Annotated in this window: 20 protein-coding genes; 17 read left to right on the plus strand and 3 right to left on the minus strand. The window is 31.8% G+C overall.

What is annotated here, in order from left to right:
- Positions 1-9 precede the first annotated feature (9 nt).
- The 4 genes from BM227_RS02285 to BM227_RS02300 all read left to right on the plus strand — a co-directional run bounded on the left by BM227_RS02285 (position 10) and on the right by BM227_RS02300 (position 6,623).
- Positions 10-447 carry an HvfX family Cu-binding RiPP maturation protein gene (locus tag BM227_RS02285; protein WP_092910773.1) on the plus strand — a complete coding sequence of 146 codons (438 nt, stop codon included), beginning with the start codon at positions 10-12 and terminating at the stop codon, positions 445-447.
- A 108-nt stretch (positions 448-555) separates the two neighbouring features.
- A complete protein-coding gene (locus BM227_RS02290; protein ID WP_342707881.1) occupies positions 556-3,507 on the plus strand; it encodes a MutS-related protein in 2,952 nt (983 codons plus the stop codon).
- A 33-nt stretch (positions 3,508-3,540) separates the two neighbouring features.
- The gene (locus BM227_RS02295; RefSeq protein ID WP_092910776.1) at positions 3,541-4,437 is read left to right on the plus strand and encodes a DUF2231 domain-containing protein; all 897 of its coding nucleotides are present in this window, start codon (positions 3,541-3,543) and stop codon (positions 4,435-4,437) included.
- Complete coding sequence (locus BM227_RS02300; protein WP_092910778.1) at positions 4,437-6,623, plus strand: IGHMBP2 family helicase; 2,187 nt, start codon at positions 4,437-4,439, stop codon at positions 6,621-6,623. Before BM227_RS02295 ends, BM227_RS02300 begins: the two co-directional genes overlap by 1 nt.
- Here the strand turns inward: BM227_RS02300 and BM227_RS02305 are convergent.
- From BM227_RS02305 to BM227_RS02315, 3 genes are all read right to left on the minus strand, one after another.
- Positions 6,594-6,902 carry a DUF1104 domain-containing protein gene (locus BM227_RS02305; RefSeq protein ID WP_092910780.1) on the minus strand — a complete coding sequence of 103 codons (309 nt, stop codon included), beginning with the start codon at positions 6,900-6,902 and terminating at the stop codon, positions 6,594-6,596. The two genes, BM227_RS02300 and BM227_RS02305, sit on opposite strands and share 30 nt — an antisense overlap.
- Before the next feature lie 647 nt (positions 6,903-7,549).
- A complete protein-coding gene (locus BM227_RS02310) occupies positions 7,550-8,491 on the minus strand; it encodes a BsuBI/PstI family type II restriction endonuclease (protein WP_177201951.1) in 942 nt (313 codons plus the stop codon).
- The gene (locus BM227_RS02315) at positions 8,475-9,926 is read right to left on the minus strand and encodes an Eco57I restriction-modification methylase domain-containing protein (RefSeq protein ID WP_092910785.1); all 1,452 of its coding nucleotides are present in this window, start codon (positions 9,924-9,926) and stop codon (positions 8,475-8,477) included. The genes BM227_RS02310 and BM227_RS02315 overlap by 17 nt, the downstream gene beginning before the upstream one ends.
- A 95-nt stretch (positions 9,927-10,021) precedes the next feature.
- Between BM227_RS02315 and BM227_RS02320 the strand changes: the two genes are divergently transcribed.
- The 13 genes from BM227_RS02320 to BM227_RS02380 all read left to right on the plus strand — a co-directional run bounded on the left by BM227_RS02320 (position 10,022) and on the right by BM227_RS02380 (position 19,871).
- A complete protein-coding gene (locus BM227_RS02320; RefSeq protein ID WP_092910788.1) occupies positions 10,022-10,420 on the plus strand; it encodes a hypothetical protein in 399 nt (132 codons plus the stop codon).
- Positions 10,421-10,557: 137 nt separating this feature from the next.
- Positions 10,558-10,749: a hypothetical protein gene (locus tag BM227_RS02325; RefSeq protein ID WP_218147901.1), complete on the plus strand. Its 192-nt coding sequence runs from the start codon at positions 10,558-10,560 to the stop codon at positions 10,747-10,749.
- 226 nt (positions 10,750-10,975) lie between these two features.
- Complete coding sequence (locus BM227_RS02330; RefSeq protein ID WP_092910793.1) at positions 10,976-12,265, plus strand: DUF3440 domain-containing protein; 1,290 nt, start codon at positions 10,976-10,978, stop codon at positions 12,263-12,265.
- Between the two features lie 14 nt (positions 12,266-12,279).
- The gene (locus BM227_RS02335) at positions 12,280-12,693 is read left to right on the plus strand and encodes a hypothetical protein (RefSeq protein ID WP_092910796.1); all 414 of its coding nucleotides are present in this window, start codon (positions 12,280-12,282) and stop codon (positions 12,691-12,693) included.
- A gap of 70 nt (positions 12,694-12,763) precedes the next feature.
- Positions 12,764-13,282, plus strand: coding sequence for an IbrB-like domain-containing protein (locus BM227_RS02340; RefSeq protein WP_092910798.1), 519 nt, complete (start codon positions 12,764-12,766; stop codon positions 13,280-13,282).
- The gene (locus BM227_RS02345) at positions 13,275-15,533 is read left to right on the plus strand and encodes an SNF2-related protein (RefSeq protein WP_092910801.1); all 2,259 of its coding nucleotides are present in this window, start codon (positions 13,275-13,277) and stop codon (positions 15,531-15,533) included. Before BM227_RS02340 ends, BM227_RS02345 begins: the two co-directional genes overlap by 8 nt.
- Positions 15,534-15,575: 42 nt before the next feature.
- Positions 15,576-16,010 carry a helix-turn-helix domain-containing protein gene (locus BM227_RS02350; protein ID WP_092910803.1) on the plus strand — a complete coding sequence of 145 codons (435 nt, stop codon included), beginning with the start codon at positions 15,576-15,578 and terminating at the stop codon, positions 16,008-16,010.
- A 101-nt stretch (positions 16,011-16,111) separates the two neighbouring features.
- Positions 16,112-16,648 carry a hypothetical protein gene (locus tag BM227_RS02355; protein ID WP_092910805.1) on the plus strand — a complete coding sequence of 179 codons (537 nt, stop codon included), beginning with the start codon at positions 16,112-16,114 and terminating at the stop codon, positions 16,646-16,648.
- A gap of 293 nt (positions 16,649-16,941) precedes the next feature.
- Positions 16,942-17,148, plus strand: coding sequence for a hypothetical protein (locus tag BM227_RS02360; protein WP_092910808.1), 207 nt, complete (start codon positions 16,942-16,944; stop codon positions 17,146-17,148).
- Positions 17,138-17,467, plus strand: coding sequence for a hypothetical protein (locus tag BM227_RS02365; RefSeq protein WP_092910810.1), 330 nt, complete (start codon positions 17,138-17,140; stop codon positions 17,465-17,467). The genes BM227_RS02360 and BM227_RS02365 overlap by 11 nt, the downstream gene beginning before the upstream one ends.
- A 575-nt stretch (positions 17,468-18,042) precedes the next feature.
- On the plus strand, positions 18,043-18,675 hold the full coding sequence (locus BM227_RS02370) for a hypothetical protein (protein WP_092910813.1): 633 nt from the start codon (positions 18,043-18,045) through the stop codon (positions 18,673-18,675).
- A gap of 48 nt (positions 18,676-18,723) precedes the next feature.
- A complete protein-coding gene (locus tag BM227_RS02375; protein WP_092910816.1) occupies positions 18,724-19,530 on the plus strand; it encodes a P-loop NTPase family protein in 807 nt (268 codons plus the stop codon).
- On the plus strand, positions 19,530-19,871 hold the full coding sequence (locus BM227_RS02380) for a hypothetical protein (RefSeq protein ID WP_092910819.1): 342 nt from the start codon (positions 19,530-19,532) through the stop codon (positions 19,869-19,871). Before BM227_RS02375 ends, BM227_RS02380 begins: the two co-directional genes overlap by 1 nt.
- Positions 19,872-19,875 lie beyond the last annotated feature (4 nt).

The raw sequence follows: 19,875 nt of genomic DNA on the forward strand, positions 1-19,875 counted from the left end.
GAGGCTGTTATGTTAATAAAACTTATCTATATAGAATTTTCAAGGTTTACAGAATATTTTAAGAGTCTTTCTCTTCTTTTTGTGCGCCTTATACTGGCTTATGGTTTTTTTGAACCAGCTATGATGAAGTGGAGTGATATCTCTGCCGTGTCACAATGGTTTGGATCTATGGGAATACCATTTCCTACACTAAATGCCTATTTGGCAGCTACAACAGAGCTAAGTGGCGTTGTTTTACTGACGTTGGGGTTTATGACACGTCTGATTGCAATACCTCTTATAGCTGTTATGATTGTAGCGATTATTACAGTGCATCTGCCACAAGGATTTTCTGCGGGCAATAATGGATTTGAGATACCGCTTTATTATATGATAATGCTCTTTGTACTGGTTACACACGGTCCTGGACGCTTTAGTATTGATGAGGTTGTATTTGAAGAGAGATAAAAGCTCTCTCTTTTTAGCCTTGTATTGAGTAATGTTGAAATTTTACTTATACACTTAAAAGATGGTATTCGATATAATCGCCTTATATTATGTAGAAGGTAAAAACGGGTGCAGATCGAGGTTGTCAACGAACTTTTAAATGATAAAAAGAGACTTCTTACAGATATATATTTTGAGTTACAAAGAATCTTTGAAGAGAAGTATGGTTCCGATACTGTTGTGCTTATGGAGATAGGAACCTTCTTTGAAGTCTATGAAGTCAACAATGATGAGATGAAGATCGGTAAAGCAAAAGAGATTGCCGAGCTTCTAAATATTCAGCTTACAAGAAAAAATAAGACAATATTGGAAAACTCTGTTGCCAACCCGTTAATGGCAGGCGTACCTTCTGTTTCACTTGACAGGTACCTTTCAAGACTTGTACAGAGCAAAAAGTATACTATCGTTCTTGTTCGTCAAAAAGGTACACCTCCAAAAGTAAAACGTTATATCTCAAATATTCTATCTCCAGGTACCAACTTTGACTATCTTGTAGAGCCGAATGAAAACTATATTGTCTCTTTAATTGTTGATATAAACAAGGGAATCTACTCTTGCGGTTACAGTGCCATAGATGTAAGTACAGGAAAAACTTGGCTAAATGAGGTTCACGGTACCAGAGAAGATAAAACCTATGCACTCGATGAGATATTTAATCAGTTACAAAGTTACAATACATCTGAGCTTCTTTTAACACTAAATGATTCATCTATCGATCCAGATTGGATCGTTAGATATTTGGAGATTGAAGGGCATATTAGTTATACAATTGGTCAGACACGTCATAAGATTGCTTATCAAAATGAACTATTTGCCAATGTTTACTCCATTAGATCATTTTTAAGTCCGATTGAGTATCTTGATTTGGAGCGTTATCCATACGCTTCAGAGTCGCTCTCATTGCTAATCGATTTTATCATAGAACACGATGCTGCACTGATTGAGAAGATGAACCGTCCCATCTTTTTGGGAGGTCAGCACTTTGTATATCTTGGAAACAATGCTCTTGAGCAGTTAAATATTATAAGTCGTGATCCAGATGAGATGACACTGCTTAAACTCATCGATCTAACATCTACAGCAATAGGGAAGAGACTATTTAAAGAGAGACTTTTAAATCCTATCTGCGATGAAAAAGAGCTTCGACGACGCTATGATTTGGCTGAAAAGGTGATCGAGCATACCCAAAACTTCTCAAATATGCTTAAAGAGGTTTACGACCTTGAAAGAATTTTAAGGCGCATAAAACTGGGTAAACTTCACCCTTTTGAAATAGTATATCTCTATGATTCTTTAAAGGCTCTTGAGCAGCTTGTATGGGAAGCTAAAGGGGTAGGTGTTGATGTAGAAGATGATTTGCGTGTAGAGATAGAGAGTTTTGCGACAGAGTTGGAGAGGACTTTTGTCCTTGAAGAGTGCGCTAAATTTAGACGTGATCAGATAGAGAGCAACATCTTCCAACCTGGCATAAATCTATTTATAGATCAGATAGTTCAAGAGAATAAAAAAGAGTTTGAAAAACTTGAATCGATACGACTTCACATAGAGAACTTTTTTGACCGCGGTGACAAAAATGATACTGAATATGTAAATATTGGATGGCTTGAGAGTGAAGGGTATCATTTGGTTATGACACGTACCCGTTTTGGGCTTATAGAAAAGGAGTTAATGGAAAGTTTCTTGCTTCTTGACGGTAACCACTACTTTCTAAGAGATTTTAACTATAAAAAGCTAAAAAACAGTGTTAAGATAACCTCTAAATTGATTGATGAGATATCTAAAGTTTTGATGGCAAATCAGGCTCGTATAGTTGCATTGACAAAACAGAGCTATGGTGAAGCGCTTGAGATGCTTGAAAAAAGATATGCTCAACTGCTAGAGCATATCATAGCCTTTGTTGGGCGTTTTGATGTTGCAATAGCAACAGCTAGGGCGGCACGCCAATTTAACTATGTGCGTCCTGAGATTTTAAAGCGTAAAGATGATGAGCAGACACTGGAGATTATAGGTTTGCGTCATCCGCTTATTGAATCTCGTGAAGAGAATGGCATTTATATACCTAATGATTTGCTTTTGGGAGATTTGCCTGAGAAGGTTGAACATGAACATGTAACACTTCAAACAAGCGAGGGAGAGTCTGTTAAGGGTATTTTGCTTTATGGAATCAACTCCAGCGGTAAAAGCTCTTTGATGAAGAGTGTCGGAATGGCCGTTATTATGGCTCAAGCCGGTTTTTTTGTACCTGCTGCATCGATGAAATTTCATCTTTTTGACAAACTATTTACAAGAATTGTCAGTAAAGACAACCTTTACAAAGGTCTTAGTACTTTTGCTATTGAGATGATGGAGCTTAAAAATATTTTCAATCGTGCAACAAAAGGCTCTCTTATTTTAGGTGATGAGATAAGTCACGGAACAGAGACAGAGTCAGCTGTGGCTATTGTAGCTAGTGCGGTAAAACGGCTTCATGATATGGGAACTCTTTTTATAGTGGCTACACATTTACATAAATTGACTGAACTAAAACCAGTTACAGATTTAAAAGGTGTAATATTTTTACATTTGGGTGTTGAGTATGATGAAAAAGATGATACTCTTATCTACAACAGAAAGTTGATGCCCGGCTCTGGTAGTACGCTATATGGGCTTGAGTTTGCTAAATCTATACATATGGATAAAACTTTCATTGAGACTGCATATGCTATTCGTGAATCTTTTGGAAATGAAGGTAGCCAACTCAAGCAACTTAAAAAGAGAAAGAGGAGTCGTTACAACAAAGAGTTGTACCTTAGCAGTTGTGCATTATGTGGTGCTCCAGTTGATGAGGTTCACCACATAAAACCACAGTCAGAAGCTGATGAATTAGGCAACATAAAACACTTTCATCAAAATCATAAATATAATTTAATCCCTTTATGCAAGAAACATCACAAGATGGTACACGATGGAAGGGTGATCATACACGGTTTTGTTATGACTGATGCTGGTTTACAGTTGCGATATAGTGAAAATGATGTATAATCTTTATAAATCAATATTTTAGTAGGAGTGAGTATGAATCTACCTGTTATAGATATACCAGTGCATCTTCCATTCGATGTACCTTTGTTGATCCATCCGATCTTTGTCCATTTCGCTATGGCGATTCCTGTTATAGTTCTATTAATAGAACTTGTTAATATTAAAGCTAAGAAACCGGCTGTAAGCATTACCTCTCTATTTTTGCTTACACTTCTTATGGTTGTTTACCTTGGTGCTTTCTTTACAGGAAAAGCTGATGGTTCAGAAGCATTTTCTTTGCTTGGTTCAGAAGCTAAAGAGGAGTTAAAAGAGCATAAACTACTTGGAACATATATGGTTTATGCTACTTCTGTGCTATTCCTTTTTAAAATTTTAGCAATGCTTGTAAAGCAAAACTGGTCAAGAAATCTCTTTCTAGTTCTGCTTGTTCTATTTATTGCTACAGCATTTAAGCAAGGGAAAGATGGTGGAGAGCTTGTTTATGAGTATGGAGTTAATGTAAAAGCTGTAAATGAACTACAAGATAGAGTTGATGATATGCAATATGATATTGATGACTTGAAAGCTGAACTTAAAAAAGCTAAAGAGTCAAGCAGTGTTCAAAGTGCAGATGCAACTCAAAGTGAAAGCACTAAAGTTGAAGAGAGTGCTACAGAAGATAAAACAGAACATGAAACTACTGCACCTGAAAATAGTACAGATGCAACACCTGCTGTAAAAGAGGATGCAACAGCTGCTGGGGAGAGTAAAGAAGCAGAACCAGTAGCGCACGAGGCTGTACCAGCTACTACAGAAACAGCACCAACTATGGAGCATCACGCACCTGCTCCTACAGAACACCATACGCCTGCACCAGCTGGGCATGACCACGCTCCAGCACACGAGTCTGCACCGGAAAATACGACTCCGGTACATATACCAACACACTAATGGCCAAGAAAAGGCCTCTTCCTTTCATTATATCCGCCTCTTTAGATGAGAGGCGGCGTAATCAAATACTTAGACGTTATAAAATCAAAAGTTCAAATATCGCAAGAGTTTATGAGGGTGACGGTTGGATTCTTTATAATCCAACAAAGAACAGCTATTTTAAGTTACCAAAAGAGATGATCCCAAGCCGAGAGCTTGAACACCGCATAAAGAGCATTCATAATTACATTGAAGAGTATAAGAGTCTCATAGATATAGAGCGTCGTGCTGAAATGGATGCTCAAATAAAAGAGATACGCACAACTAGCCCCAAAGAGCGTGAACATTACGGGCGCGCAGTTTTGGGGCTCAAAGGCAGAAGTGCAGGAAGGAAGTTTGATCTTTATCTTGTCCGCTTTAGTCGTGATGCTTTAATTCAAACAGAGATTGGAAGCGGAGATATTGTATTAATCAGTCGTGGTGATCCTTTAAAAAGTGACCTTACGGCTACAGTGATGCAGGTATCAAAAAACTATATTGAAGTAGCCTTTTTATCAAAACCCCCTGTTTGGTGCAAAGATAATAATATACGTCTTGATCTATTTGTAAATGATGTAACTTTTAAGCGAATGGAGAGAAATCTTGAAAAGATGCGTCATATTGGTTCTCCTATGTCTCATATACGAGATATTTTACTAGGGTTAACAACACAATCCAAGCCTTCAAAAACTTTACACTTCTTGCCAGATAATGAGAATTTAAACAATAAACAAAAAGAGGCAGTTGGTAAAGCTCTTGGTGCAAAAGATATAGCACTGATACACGGACCGCCAGGAACTGGTAAGACAACAGCAGTAGTTGAGACTATTGTACAACTTGTAAAGCAGGGCAAAAAGGTTCTTGCTACTGCAGATTCAAATGTTGCTGTAGATAATATGCTTGAAAGACTCTCTAAAAAAGATGAAATTAATCTAGTAAGAGTAGGGCACCCTGCAAGAATAGATGAATCGTTAGAGAAGTTTTCTCTATTTTCTCTCATAGAGGTAGATGAGCGTAGTAAGAGAGTTAAAATGATGCTTGAAGAGGTAGGAAAGCTTGTGGAGGTTAGAAACCGCTACAGTAAGCCTACACCTTCTCGTCTGCGCGGTATGTCAAAAGAGCGTGTTAAAAAGTTGTCTGCACTTGGAAAATCTTATAGAGGCGTTGACATTAAGACAATAAACTCTATGGCACAGTGGATAAAAGAGGATGAGAAGTTTGAAAAATTTTTTAGTGCCATACGTGAGCTTGAAGAGTCAATTGTTCAAGATATAATCTCAAAAGCTGATGTGGTACTTTCAACAAATGGTATGATTGGCGCTGAAATGTTTGAAGGGGTTACTTTTGATGTTACTGTTATAGATGAAGCAAGTCAACAGATGGAGCCTTCTACACTCTTGCCAATGATGAGAGCTAAAAAGGTTATTTTAGCCGGAGATCACAAACAGCTTCCACCTACTGTCATCAGCAATCTGGATACTCTAAAACACTCTTTGTTTGAGAAGTTAATGAATAGGGAAGATATTACTCAAACAATGCTTGAGATACAGTATAGAATGCATAAAAAGATTATGGATTTTCCAAATCAGCTTATGTATGATAGTAAGTTAAAAGCTGATAAATCTGTAGCAAGTAGTAAGCTTTTACTTGAAAAGTTGCCTAATGATCAAGAGATTTCAAAGATAGTTGATCCAAATAGACCTATCTTTTTTTTAGATACATCAAGCAGTGAAACTGGTGATAACAGAGAGACTCTTCAGCCAAAATCGACCTCATATGAAAATATCTTTGAGGCAAAGATTGTTGCCAGTATTGTGAAAGCTTTGGTTGAAGGGGGATTGGATATTGATGAGATAGGAGTTATCACACCTTACCTTGCTCAAGTTAAAAGAATTGAGAAGATATGCGAAGATGAAGGTGTAGTTTGTGAAGTTAAAAGTGTAGATGGATTTCAGGGACGAGAAAAAGAGGTAATAATTATCTCATTTGTTCGATCAAATGTAGATAATTCAATAGGCTTTTTAAAAGATAAACGTCGTCTGAATGTCGCTATGACTAGAGCTAAGAAGAAGCTTATTATGATAGGCGACAAGACGACGTTAGAGGCTAATGAGCCATTTGATAGGTTATTTGATTACTTATCTTCTACCACCGCCTCTTCCTCTTGATCCTCTATACATTCCACCGCTACCGCTACCATCTCTCAATCTTTGAGCTGTTCCGTTTGCTGAACCGTAAGAAGATCTGCTTTGTCCTACACCTAAAGCAGCTTTTTCATCTGCAGACATATTTGAAATTCTACTTTGCATTTCAGTTCTAAATGCATCTCTTTCTTCTACAGGAACAGAACCTTTTAGATTTAGCAAGTCCTCTGTAGTCATACTTGAAAAATCTGTTGCATTTAACAATCCAGCTGTAAAAACCAAAGCTAATGCTAATTTTTGCATAATTTCCTCCTTTTATAACTTGATAACCTTAATACTCTTAATATTTTGAGTCCTAAGGTTAATCTTTGAAAGTATTATATGGATAAAACGTAAGTTGACTGTTAGTTGTAGTAGAGATGGTAGAATGGGCGCAAAACTCCGACAGAAGTTTTCTTTGCTACAATTACGCAGACTTGTTCTGCAGTTGATCCTGTTGTTGCAGTTGATAGTTGAATGGGCGGTACAGATAAACAAAAAATAGAGATGAAAGGTTGGTTGAAATGATGAGAAGTATTGCAGCTTAAATGTCAGCAAAACTGTCAGCAAACATCCCACAAAAGTGGCTGACATTTAGTTGGTTTTAAGTTAGGAATCCCTAAATTTAGGGGTTTTGTAGACTATGGCGGACAGGGAGGGATTCGAACCCTCTACCCTATAGCCTAAATCCCTATATTTGGGGGTTTTTAAAATAAAAAATATTGGTTGTGGGCATAATCAAAGCCAATTTTATACACAGTTTATACACAGTATTTTCGATTAAAAAATTTAAAGTTTTTTATTAATTACTTATCCGACTTATCCGAAAGTACTATATTGTTGCAAAAGCCCTGAAATAGGACTTATCCGACTTATCGCTCTTATCCTATTAACTTTGTTAGACTTTTATATTATGTATATGGTCCCATAAATTTGTCACCATTGAAATGAATCATATGATCTGGTTCATTAGCTATCCATACTTCTGTTTCCCATGCTATATCAGCAGTATATTTTCTAAAAGTTTTACGATCTGGGAATGCTGTAATATAAATTTTATCAGAGAAACAATTTTTAAACATAGTTTCCAAGTCGTTGATTCTCTTTTGATCGATAGGTCCATGGGTTGTTACTGCTTCTATAAGATAAATCCAATTTTTTTTGCAATCGTAAAGAATAACATCAGGTAATTGTAATTTATCATCTTCTGATATAGGTATTCCTAGTAACTCCAAAGTATCTGTATCAACATAAATATATTTATCTGCTGTATCTCCAATATATAATAATTTACTTTTTTGTGCGAAGCGGGGAGCAAATTCATTGATAATATCTACTTGAAGCTGATTGTGAGATCCTGGTGACAAAAAAAATTCTCTATCATTTATTACAAGAGGGATTTTATGAATATCACGTTTTTTTGCAAATTGTTCTGAAAGAGATCCAAAATCTGCTATAAATTCTTTAACCAATTGAAAATATTCATCAGTACCATAACTTTGAATAACCTTTAAAGCAGCATTGGAAATAGAATAATTTGTTTTTCCACTATTAGTAGGTCTACTAGGATCATCAATATTTCGTAAAGCAATGTGGGCTTGTTCTAAAATTCTAATTACATTTTTTCTAAGAGTTTCACGCGAATTTTCTGCATAAGTAACACCAAAGTTTTTTCTAATATATACAAAGATATCATGCAACCTCAATAACTGCTGATTGCTTGCTTGTTGCCATTCAGAGTCAACTTTTAAATTTAGTAATGCAAGAAATGCATATCTCATTAATTCATTATTATATTTTTTAGGTATTCCAAGATCGTTTAACAGTTTTTCTGCTTCAATTAGACATGACATGTGTACTACCTTCATATAATTGTTTAGGAATAGGTAAATTTAAAATATCTGTTGCATTTACTTGAGTATTTCCATTTAATATTCTAAAATATTGATCAACTTCTTTTGAAGATAAAAATTTTCCAAGTTTAAGCATTTCATCTATAGATAGTGAACCATTAGGTTTATAAAGGTAATTAAGATGATTTTCCAATCCTAAGAATTCAGTATTAAGTTTATTTTGAAATAAATAACCTATATTTATTCTACGATATTGTTCTTTTGAGCTAAAGCGTTTAATTATTATATAATTTTTATTTGGAATTAAAAGTGATTTTGTATTTTTACATAGTTCGATATATTGTTCTTTTTTTTTATTTTCAAGTGGAAATTGAAGATGCTCATTTTTAAAATTATGCATCCATAAAAGGGGAACATATTTACGTTTTGAATCAATTTTATTTTGTTTTGAAAAAGAAAGGAATTCTTTATTTCTGAAAGCAACTACTTTGCCTGTTGAAATTTTATAACCTAGTGTTTCTATAGTATTATACTCATCATGAAAAATTTTTAAAATTTCAACTTCATCATTAGATAATGGTAAACATATAATATTTCTTCTTTTTTCAATTATAGATTCTTTAGAAATATTAATGCTTTGTATGCTTTTAAATGAGCTGTCTTCACTTGTGCTTATAGTAATTGTATATGAACTTGATTTGGAAAATTTTGAAATAATAGTTTCTTGTAAGATATTTTCGTTTTTAAAATGCTCTTTTCTAGTATTAAAAATATGAATATGTTCTAAAGTAGCATTTTTCAGAAGGTATTCTCTAAATTTTTTAAAATATGTACCAGAAGTAAAGCTTCTTGGTGTAATATAAACCATTTCACCATGTTTTTTAAGAAGATCAATTCCTTTTGCCATAAAGAGCATGTAAATATTAGGCTGTCCATGGATAATATGACTCATTACTTTTGTTTCAGGAGAATTTTTATTTAGTTTGAAATATGGTGGATTAGATATAATAAAATCAAATTTTTTATTTATATTATCTATTATAAAATTTTTTTGAATTATCTTATATGTAAAGTCAATATAAGGGTGAGCATTTTCCCAGCTTTTTATATTATTATTTAGTATTTCAATAATATTTGAATCAAGATCATATAGAGTCAGATTAATTTTTTTATAGCCTTGTTGTACAAGTTTAGTAATTAATGCAATAGATAAAATTCCATGTCCGGCACCACAATCAAGAACTTCTATCTTATTTGAAGTCGAAACTTTAAAAGAAAATAACCCTGCCATAAAATTAGCTATACGATGATCTGTAAAAAATTGTCCAAGTTTTTTTTTGTATTCCAAGGAAGTTTTTTGAGTATATTGAGAAGTTTGTTGCTCTAGTGTTTTTAATAGTCTTATATTGTTTTGATTAAGTAGGTCTACTGTCATATAACCACCATAAGCCTTGTAATAATTTTCTACTAGATATTATACTCAAAATAAATTATGTATATGTATATAGTAAAACAAAAGGAGCTTTAAATATGAATCAAACTGAAATTAAGAAAATAGTTAAATCAATAACTATTGAAAGTGTTAAAGATGAGTTACTTCAACTTAAAGAGCTTGGCAAAAAGTATAACTTAGCAATTAGAGGTGATAATGAAAAATTGATAGATGAACTTTTAGATCAATCAGATCTAATTACGCAATCAATAGTTAAAAAAATAACACCAACAGGCTTTGTAGCAAAAGAGCTACCTAATCCAGTAAACAGTTGGGAGATAATGGATATTGTCTTTTATGATAATTATGAAATTTTGAACTCCGATATAAATGGTGAGAAAGCTATATTTGCAGTTACCATAACTTCATGTGATGAAATGTCACAGGCTATTCGTATAAAAAATAAAGATTTATCATACTGGGAAGAATTAAAATAGTTTTGAGATTTGACATTTACTACGGGTAAATTTGACATCCCGTAGTAGATATCAAATTTGATGTTTACTACGGATATAAAAAAAATTGATTGGAGGAAAAAATGGAAACAATCATTAAATTAAATTCGATGCAAAGATTGACGTTAGAAATAGCAATACTTCAAAATATTAAAATTACTGAAAACATACTAGCGTCGGATACTGAAATAGAAGAAGCGGAGACAGAATATGATAAGAGAACATTAAAGATAATGAATAAACATTTAAAAGAAGAGATTGAAAATCTTAAAAGTATTTTAGAACAGATAGAAGAACAAAAGATTATATAAAATATAGAATACTTATCTATAAAGATAATATAATACCCTTAAAACAAGCCATTAAAAGGAAGAGAAGCAATGAATATAAAAGAGAGTTACAAAAGCATATTTACACTTACAGAACTTGCATGAAATCTCCAATCTTTTATCTACTAATTTATTATAATACTATATATTTAATCAAAGATTAAGATATATAGTATTATAATTATGTAAAATATATAAGGAGTTAGAGATGGTAAAAGAATCTAAAGGTAATGTTTATGAAGAGACTATGAAGAGATTGGAGTTTATATTTAAAGAGTTTGATAATGTTTATGTCTCTTTTAGTGGCGGTAAAGATAGTGGAGTGCTACTTAATTTAACTCTTAAATATGCAAAAGATAAAGGTATGTTAGATAGGTTAGGTGTATTTCATATTGATTATGAAGCACAATATAGTGAAACTACTAAGTATGTAGATAGAGTTTTTGAATCATTACCTAAAGAGGTAGAAAATTTAAGATGTTGTGTACCTTTAAAATGTCCTACATCAACAAGTATGTTTGAAACTTATTGGAGACCTTGGGAAGAGAGTAAAAGAGATATTTGGGTTAGAGAACTCCCTAAAAAATATCTTTCAAAAGATGATTTTGATTTTATAACAGATGATATGAGTGATTATGATTTCCAAAAAAGGTTTTCTCTTTGGTATCATCAAAAAAGAAAGGCAAAAAAAACTTGTGTATTGATTGGAATAAGAGCTGAAGAGTCGCTTGATAGATGGAGAACAATAGTAAGCGATAGAAATATTAATAAATATAAAAAAGTATCTTGGACTACAAAGATGTATGATAATGTTTACAATGCATATCCAATATATGACTGGAAAACAGAAGATATATGGGTTGCAAACGCTAAATTTGGATGGGATTATAACAAGTTGTATGATCTATTTTATTATGCAGGAGTTCCTTTAAACAGTATGAGGGTTGCATCTCCATTCCATGATGCTGCGAAAGCGAACTTGTCATTATATAGAGCAATTGATCCTAATATTTGGGGCAAGATGGTTAGTCGTGTAAATGGAGTAAATTTTACTGCTATTTATGGTAATACAAAAGCTATGGGATGGAAAAATATTACAAAGCCTAAACATTTTACTTGGAAACAATATGCAATGTTTCTTTTAGAAACTTTACCTAAAGAGATTGCAGATAATTATAGAAAGAAACTTGAAACAAGTATAAAGTTTTGGAAAGAAAAAGGCGGTGTATTAAGTGAAGAAGCAATAAAAGATTTGCAAGACGCAGGAATAAAATTTGAAATTGGAGGTAAAACTAATTATAAAACAGATAAAAAACCAGTAAGAATGGAATATATTGATGAAATAGATAGTAGAGATTTTAAATTAATACCTACTTGGAAAAGATTATGCGTAACAATATTGAAAAATGATCATGTTGGCAAATATATGGGTTTTTCTCAAACAAAAAGAGAGGCAGAAAAGAGAAAAATGGCAATGAAGAAATATAAAAATTTATAACAAGGAGTCTAACAATGAAGATAGATAAACTTATACAAGGCAAAGATAATCAGATTATATTTGGAACTATAGGGAGTTTATTAACTGATAAAAAAGTCCATGAAGAACTTGGAATGGCAATAACTTCTAAAGATAATGATGAATGGTATGTTATGTATAACGGTAATGATCTTTTAGGTTTTGCAGTTACAAGAAAAACCAAATCCACAAAGGCATTACATATTAGATTTTTGTATTTACTTGATATTGATCAGGCACATAAATTTAAAAAGTTATTGATAAAAGAGATAATAAAAAATGCTACCAATGACAATTTAAAAGCAGTATGGACAAATGATAGAAAAAAAGAGAGAGCATGGAAAGATTTAAAATTTAATTTTACTGAAAGAAGCAGGGGAGAATTTGGGCGATGGGAGAAGAAATTATAATACTATATATTTAATCAAAGATTAAGATATATAGTATTATAATTATGTAAAATATATAAGGAGTTGACAAATGTCATTTAAAAGTCCAATTTATAATGTTAAAGCTATTCCATTAGAAAAGATTAGAGCAAATTCATATAATCCTAATAGAGTTGCTCCACCAGAAATGAAACTTCTTGAAAAATCCATTTGGGAAGATGGATATACACAACCTATAGTATGTTATTACATTGAAGAGAAAGATATTTATGAAATAGTTGATGGATTCCATCGTTACACTGTTATGAAAACATCTAAAAGAATCAGAGAAAGAGAAAAAGGATTGTTACCAGTTGTTGTAATAGATAAAGATGAAAGCAATAGGATGGCATCTACTATTAGGCATAATAGGGCAAGGGGGACACATGATATTGATTTGATGGTTAATATAATTCAAGATTTAGTTGAAAGTGGTATGAGCGATCAATGGATAATGAAGAATTTAGGGATGGATGCAGATGAATTATTAAGATTAAAACAGATTAGTGGTATTGCTGCACTTTTTGCAAATGAAGAGTTTTCTAAAGGTTGGGAAAAGATAGATGGCTAATTGGTATGGCTACTCTATAAAGCAAAAATTTTTACTTTATGAAGGGAAAAAATCTTGTTTGTTTAGGGTGCCTTATAGTAAGTATAGATTTTGGCATCCTAAAAAACTTGTTAAAAATTCAAATAGCGATTTTTTTAAAATTTTATATACTGATGGTTTTAAATTTAGACTTTTTAAATCTAAAAAAGAGAATGATAATTGGATTAATTATGATGAAAAATCAGTTAGTATTGATGAATTAAAAAATTTTATTGAAAATCCTATAGTTTTAGAACTAAAAAGAGGTTCAATAGTTGCACAAACAGAAAATTCATATCTTTTTGGCTATATAGATTCAGATCGTAGATTTATAAAATTTTGGATAAGCAGAAACGATTGTCAAAAAGTAAAGGATACAATATTAGTATATTTAATGAGAGATGAAGAGTATGAAATAATTATCAATGATGATGATATTGAAGAAAAAAGAGAAAAAATTGATAGCGTTGACTTGTATTGTAACTATAAAGCAAATAAAGCTTTGCTAGATAGATTTGGAATAGATTTATCGCCAGAAAGATTGCCAGTCCCTAAAGATGTAAAGATTGATAAAGCTTTGATTGATGATGATTTATGTAATTATAATGAGACAGGTAAGTTACAAACTAAAACCACACTATTTTTACATCAGCAAAAGGCAGTAGCAAAAGTTTTACCAGCAAGGTATAGTGCTTTATTTATGGATATGGGAACAGGAAAGACAAGAACAACAATAGAGATTTTAAAAATAAGACAAAATAAATATAGAAAAGTTTTTTGGATAACTCCAGTATCGTTAAAATATAATGTATTAATGGAGTTTTTAAAGCACACCAATCTATCAAGAGAAGATATATATTTATTTGACGATAAAACAAATAATGAAATGGAGATAAAACAGAGATTTATAATTGTAGGAATAGAATCAATTGCATCTTCTGATAGAGTATATTTAGCATTGAAAAAGTTTATAGAAAAAGATGATTTTATTATTGTTGATGAGAGTAGCTTTATAAAAGGTAACTCAAGAAGAGTTAAGAGAGCAAAAAGAATTATTGAATTAACAAGAGACACAAGATATAGAATGATTTTAACAGGTACTCCAATTACACAAGGAATAGTTGATTTATATACTCAAATGTATTTTTTATCGCCTAAGATTTTAGGATATAGGAACTTTTATCATTTTGCACGAAATCATCTTGAGTATGATAAAGAAATAATAGGTAGGATAGTAGCAGAATATAATGAAGATTATATTGCAGCAAGAATCAATCCTTATATTTATCAAATCAGCAAAGAAGAGTGTTTAGAGTTAAAAGGCAAAAATTATATAGAAAAATATTTTTATATGACTGAAGAGCAGGAAATTGAATATAAAAAAACAAAAGATTATTTTTTTGAGAGATTTATATCATATGACATAGATTCAATTTTTCCACTATTTAATGAACTTCAGCAAATAGTAGCAGGTTTTAGATATAAAGAAAATGATGAAGTCGAAATTATAGATGATATAAGAGTTTATGTTTTACTTGAAGTTATCAACGAGATTGAACTAGATAGAAAAATAATAATATGGACTAAATATAGAATGGATATAGTGTTTATAGAAAAGATGATGAATGAAAAATTTGGAAAAGATAGTTATGTAGTATATGATGGAAATCTAAATGAGGAGAAGAAAAACCAGGCAATAAATAGATTTAAAACTGATAAAAAAGTTAGATTTTTTATCGCTATGCAATCAGCAGCTGCATTTGGATTAAATTTAGTTGAAGCCAAATATGCAATTTTTTACAATAATAGCTTTAAATATTCACAAAGGATTCAAGCGGAAGATAGAATTTATAGAATTGGGCAGGATAGTAGCGTAACATATATTGATATTATTTGTGATGAAAGTATTGATACAACTATTAACTATTCATTATTTTTGAAAAGAAATGTTGTCGAATACTTTAAAAATGAAATTAATGCAATAAAAGATAAAAAACTTAAAAAAGCACTATTGGAAGCAATTATAAATGGTGATTTAGATAGTTATGATGAAGTTAAGAAAAAGGCACAAAAAAGCAGTGCAGCTAAAAGGATGGAAAAAATGAGAAGAAAAAGAGGAGTTATACCAAGAGATGAATATATAAAAAATTCATTAATGCATAAAGCACCTTGGAAAGAGTTAGGTATCAGCAGGGCTACTTGGTATAGAAAATATAAAAATAAAGCGATATGACTTTTATGTATTTTTATATAAGCCATTAAAGGAAGAGAAACAATGAAAGAAAAAGAGAGTTACAAAAGCATATTTACACTTACAGAACTTGCAGACTATTTAGGAGTAACCAGACAAGCAATATCATCATACAAGAAAAACAATCCTAAAAGATTTGAACTTATATTACTTGGATATGCTGCTAAGAAGTTAGATATTAGCTATGACGACTTAAAAGAGCTGAATAAACTAAAAGGTTGCATTGTAGCAGATAATAAGAGGAATGATTATAGATATTTTTACAATATACAAGAGTTAGCAGATTTTTTAGAAGTAGCATTAGATACAGTAAGAGCATATAGAAAGAAAGATACATCACCTTATAAAAGAAATGAATTAATAAAATTAGGATTTGCAGTATATAAACTAAATGTTAATTTTAATGATTTAATAGAATTTGATAATTATAAAAAATCCAAAGACAAGTTAAGCAAATAGACAATATTTTATTAATATATATAAAAATATTGTCTAAATACTTGACAATCTAAGAAAAAATTGCTATAATAACGGTAACAAAACAATAAAGGAGTTACCAAATGGCATACATAGACAAAGAAACAGCAGCTAAAATCAGAAAAGAGATAAGAGCAATCGCTAAAAAGTACGGTTGCAAATTAAGCGCAAAAGTTAGAGATTACAGCAGTTTTGATGTTGTGATTACAGAGGGTGAACTTGATGTTGTTGCAGATTATCAAATCAGCGAAAACGAGTTTAAGAGAAACATTGTTAAAAAAATTGCAGAAAAAAGCCTTGAACTTGATGAAAAAGCCTTTATTGCAGAGCTTGAAAAATTAGTGCAGGGAGTACCTTATCCATACGAATACCATAACTCATATATGAGATATGTGGATCTTCTAAAAGGTAAAATCAATATCCAAAATGCTCAAAATGTTTTTACGGGCAAAACAGGCAAAATGATAGCAGAAATTGAAAAAGCCATTAGAAAGATTGGTAATTGGTACGATAGAAGCGATTCAATGACAGATTACTTTGAAACAGCATTTTATTACGATATAGATGTAGGAAGCTGGGATAAGCCTTACAAGCTAATCAAAAAAGCAAAAGCAGCATAAGGGATAGCCAAACGGCTAACCCTTTGAGACATGTATTATAGCGATGACATTATAGCAAAAACCAAATGAAAGGAGAAGAGACATGTATTATAGCAGCGGTGAAAGTCCAATTGAGACGATTTTTGTAGCGGTAGTAGTTTTTAGTTTGCTTATTTTGGCACATATTTAATGACACTCTCCCCCCGACTGCGAATGCAGTCGGGGCATCGCCAAAATCTTCAAACCTTAATAAAACTTTAAGTCTAATATAAATATATTAGCAATACTACTTTAAGCAAGGAGGAGCTTTACAAATGCAAACAATCCAGATAGAGATAGAAGATCCACTATATAAAGAGATAGTAAAAAAAGGCATTGATATTAAAAAAGAGCTAGAGGAAAATATCCGTAAAATTGTTTATGCCAAAGAGTATAAAATGGCAGAAGAGATCAAAACATCATTGCAAGATTTAAAAGAGGGTAAGTCAAGACCATTGAGTGAGTTTTTAGATGAGATTTGAAACTCTTCCGTTATTTGAAAAACAGGTTAAAAGACTTTTGAAAAAATATCCACACATAAAAGAGGATATAAAAAACTTTGCTAATGATTTTACTGAACTGCACCAGAAAGCAACTCCTATTAAGAAGAGTATCTTTAAAGTTAGAATAGCAAACAGTGATAAAAACAAAGGTAAGAGATCAGGTTATAGAGTTTACTACTATTATAAAGTTGATGATGTTGTTTATTTGCTAAACATCTATGATAAATCTAAGATAGAGATGATAGATGAAAAGATTGTATTTGAAGAGATAGAAAAATTTTTAGATAAAGAGTATTGATCCACAAACGAGCTATCAAAATAGCCCTGTAAAAAATCGCTCCAAAGCCAAAAATCACTTCTGGACAACCAAGCCACATATGAGCGGCTTGATCCGCCCTTTTTCTCTTTATAGCCAAAATTCCTCCTCAAAATTCCCGCTCTGTTGCTCTCCCAAGTCATAGACACCTTACGCAAGCTTTGCTTGCTCAGGTGTAATCGAGCGTAAACCCCTTAACTGTGGGATTTAAAGCCATTCTTTCCTTTTGATATTCACCTAAACCGATTGATACTTTTTTGAAAAAAAGCTTGTTAAATCCCTATATTTAGGGCTTGAAAGCGATTTTAAAAAATTAGCATTGTCAAGAACTAGTCAAGAATTAATCAAGAGCTAATCAGGAACGATGCAGAATTATCAAGAACTAATCAAGAATTACACAGAATAATCAAGAATTAGTCAAGAACCAATCAAGAACGATACAGAATAATCAAGAATTAGTCAAGAACTAATCAGGAATTTATCAAGAATGATATAGAATGTTCAAGAATAAAGATATGTATTGATTATAAATAAAAAAGTAGTTAGGAGTTAAAAAAATGGGCAGCAATAAAACAGCGATACAGTTTTTAAAAGAGTTTAAAAAACAGAATGAACCTAAAGTTGGTAAATCGATTTTTTGGAATTATGAACATGAAATAAAAGAACTAATATCAGATGGCTATACAATAAGACAGATCCACCAATATTTAAAAGAATATCGTGAGTTAAGAGTATCAGAAAAAACTTTGTATGATTTTATTCGAAGAAACCGAAACAAATTCTTTTCAGATGAACAACTGCAAAAATCACAAACCACTACAGCAGCTGCAGCACCATCAAAACAGATAGCTGAAAGCACAGAAGAACCATCATTAACTATTAATGAGCCTACTTCAAAAGATTTTGGAGAGTATTTATCTTGTTTTAGAGAGAGCGGAAGAGGCGAAGAAGATAAGCTTTTAAGAAGTGAATTTTTAAAAGTGATGAAAGCAATAACTAAAGATCTAAAAAAAGATTTTGCAGCTATTAAATCAGAACTTAATAGTCATGATCTAGTTGGCTATTTCAAATATAGCTTAAAACAGATCAAAAAAGAAGATGATTTGATAACTCCTGCAATGTATCTGCATTTAATCGGAGATCATCATCCGTTAGAACCACTACCCGAACAAATTCCTACCAAACGATAAAAATATGTATATATAACGAAACAAATTAATTTAAAAAAAGGAGATCAGATGACACTTGTAGTTGCAAATACAAAAGGCGGAGTAGGTAAATCTATTATTTCTCACATGGTTTTACCAGTTCTTTTTTTAGAGGATGATAAGACGATCAATGTTTATGAAATTGATGATAACAATCGCACTTCTTTAAAAAAGAATAGCGATAATCTAAACTTCAAGTCAATCAAAATAAAAGAAATGGAAGATGATATAGACAATGTAAAGATGGATACCATTATAAATGATGATAGTATAGTTAATATAATTGATTGTGGTGGTGGCAACGACACAATTGCAATTCTAAATCATCTTGCAAAAAGTGATATGTATGGTTTAGTTTATATTGTACCAGTCAATGATGATATTGAACAGTTTGAAAATACTAAACAAACTATTGATTTGATCTATTCCAATGATAAAGAGGCAAGAATTTTTCTTATATTTAACCGAGCTCATTCAATCGATTTTCAAGATGTAAAGCAGCAGTTTATTGCTTTTTTTGGCTCAACACAATATGGCATTGAAGGTAGAATGAAAGATATTGAAGAGCGGATAGAGTCTGAATTTGTATTAAGAGATTCGCAGATTTATGGCATTTTAAAAAATATTTACAAAGTAACTTTGGCAGATGAGTATCCAAAACTTAAATACACAGTCGAAAAATCACGCGAGTTGCAAGAAGAATGGGCAAGACAAGCAAAAGAACAGGGGAGAGATTATTTTAAAAAGAAAATGAGTTATCTAAGATTTGCAAAGGATGTTTTAGATCTAGTAGATGAAATCAAGCCTCTGAAAAACATGATCGAAAGGATAGATTGATGGATAGAAAAAATCTAGCTTTGGTTGATACAAAACAGATCAATGAGATGATCGATGAGTTGAGATACCTAGAGGGAACTTTAATCCCTCTACTTGGTGAAAATTCATCACTAATAAAACGGCTTGAAAATATAGCGGTCCAGCTTGATAATGCAAATAGCAATTTGGATAAGTTGATTGGGGATAAGCTAAATGAGAGTTTAACAGATATCACAATGGTAAACAAATTGCTATTTTATACGATAGTATCAGATCCAGAAGCTTTAGAAGATTCAGTTAGTTTTGCTAAAAAAGTGAAAGACAAGAATTTTCTTGAATGGTTAAAACAAAAAGGGTTATAGCCCT

Origin of the sequence: Hydrogenimonas thermophila (assembly GCF_900115615.1) — a bacterium.
Taxonomy (GTDB): Bacteria; Campylobacterota; Campylobacteria; order Campylobacterales; family Hydrogenimonadaceae; genus Hydrogenimonas; species Hydrogenimonas thermophila.